This window comes from Colwellia sp. 12G3, from assembly GCF_002836775.1.
In the GTDB taxonomy this organism is placed as follows: domain Bacteria; phylum Pseudomonadota; class Gammaproteobacteria; order Enterobacterales; family Alteromonadaceae; genus Colwellia.
The window spans coordinates 1-2,005 of record NZ_PJAQ01000047.1 but is presented as its reverse complement, the minus strand read 5'-3'; the positions used below and the strand labels follow the sequence as shown (position 1 = coordinate 2,005).

Below are 2,005 nucleotides of genomic sequence, written 5' to 3'. Positions count from 1 at the left end.
ATTCGCTTAAATATCAAGCACTCATTATCCAGAGTTCAGGTTAAATAGGGTGTCACAGCTTCATATTCTTAGCCTCAGAAAAAATATCGATTTACTGAAGAGTTACAAAAATAGAAGACTTATTGTCTCAGTTTGCTATTATCTTGTTAGTTAATGATTTTTTGGAATAAACATTGCATTTCATATTTCAGACAAGCTTTATCTCCTAGTCAGATAAAGCATTGCGGTATTTTTTTGGCGCCATTAATATAATGATTAGCGTCATAACTTAAATTAGTTTAATTAGGACATCTCTATGCAACATTTATTGCGCCTGTGCCTATGGCAGGCAATTATTATTGGCATACTCACGGCTCACTTCCCTGTGAGTGCTGAAGAAGAACGCGGCATTCGCATGCGTGGACCTAAAAGTACTGATGTTTTTCCTTATGACCGTTATGGACCTATCATCTCTAAAGATACTTTATGGAATATTGCCACTCGAATTCGCCCTGATGCTCGTTTGAGTGTTTATCAAGTGATGCAGGCGTTATATCAAGAAAATCCTCAAGCGTTTGTTGATAGCAACATTAATCATTTAGTTGAAGGGCAATACTTAAAGATTCCATCTTTTAATAACATGATGGCAATAAATACTAATAGCGCGAAGAAAAAGTCCGAAAATGACCATAAATCTTGGCAAAAGTCGCAGCCTAAAGCGACTAAAAAATTAGTAATTACAGAGCCTAGCGTTAAGAAAAAAGATTTAGAGACAGTAAAAACTGAAATCAATGACCAATTGCAAAAAATTGATGGTCAGCAGCAAAAAAGATTAGAGAATATTCAAAATGATATTTCAGATTCTATCGATGGTTTACAAGCTATATTAAAAGAAAATGATGATTTACGTCAGCGACTTACTTCTTTTAATGACAAACTTGGCATCATGCAAGATGAGGTCGCAAAAGGCAAAGAAATAAAGTTGCAGATGGACGACATGATCAAATTGCAACAAGCCCTTTTAGCAAAAGCGGAAGCCAGAGAAAAAGAACTTTTACTTCTGAAACAACAAGCAGAACTTGCTGAACAAGATATCACTTCAAGCTTGTGGTTTAAAATTGTCATGGGTTCTTTGCCGGCTATCTTAATATTGGGATTATTGGCCTTTTTGTTTAATCGCCGGAAACAGGCTTCGGATGAAGTTTTCTTCAACGAATTAGATAGTAAAAAACAAGCCTCTGCAGTAATTAAGGAAAGTCCAGCTGAAGAGTTCTCACTTGATAATGAGTTGAGCTTGGATGATGAGCTTGATTTGTCACTGGATGACGAGTTGAATTTTGACGATGAATTAAACTTAGATGATGAGCTTGATTTATCACTTGATGATGAGTTGAATTTAGACGATGAACTTGATTTGTCACTTGATGATGAACTAGGTTTAGACGATGATCTTTCTATCGACTTAATTGATGATGATGACAGTTTAGATGATCTTGAAGATATATTATTAGACGATGATAATGACGTTCTTGATGGTGGGGAGTTAGATCAAGGCGATTTAGATTCACTATTATCTGGGCTAGATGATGAGCTAGATAGTGATGAAGAGCCTGAAAGTGAAGAGCTTGACGGAGGAGAGTTAGACCAAGGCGATTTAGATTCACTATTATCAGGGTTAGATGATGAGCTAGATAATAATGAAGAGCCCGAAAGTGAAGAGCTTGAAGGAGGGGAGTTGAACCAAGATGATTTAAATGACCTACTGGGTGGTTTAACCGATCTAAATGATGACGACCTAGCAGTTGAAGACCCTATCGTAACCAAAGTTGAAGAAAAAGCCGAAGCTGCAGATGTAACAGACCCAGATGATATTGATGCGCTGCTTGCTTCCGTAGCGAATACTGCACCAGTCGTGGAAGAAAAAGCTGAAACTGCAGAGGTAACAGACCCAGATGATATAGATGCGCTGCTTGCTTCCGTAGCTAATACTGCGCCAGTCGTGGAAGAAAAAGCCGAAGCTGCAGAT

The 2,005-nt window shown here is 37.7% G+C and carries 1 protein-coding gene; it reads left to right on the top strand.

Going from position 1 to position 2,005, the window contains the following annotated elements:
- Positions 1-295: 295 nt before the first annotated feature.
- Positions 296-2,005: FimV/HubP family polar landmark protein (locus CXF71_RS11585; RefSeq protein WP_332871773.1), on the top strand; the 1,710-nt coding region annotated here is incomplete at its 3' end.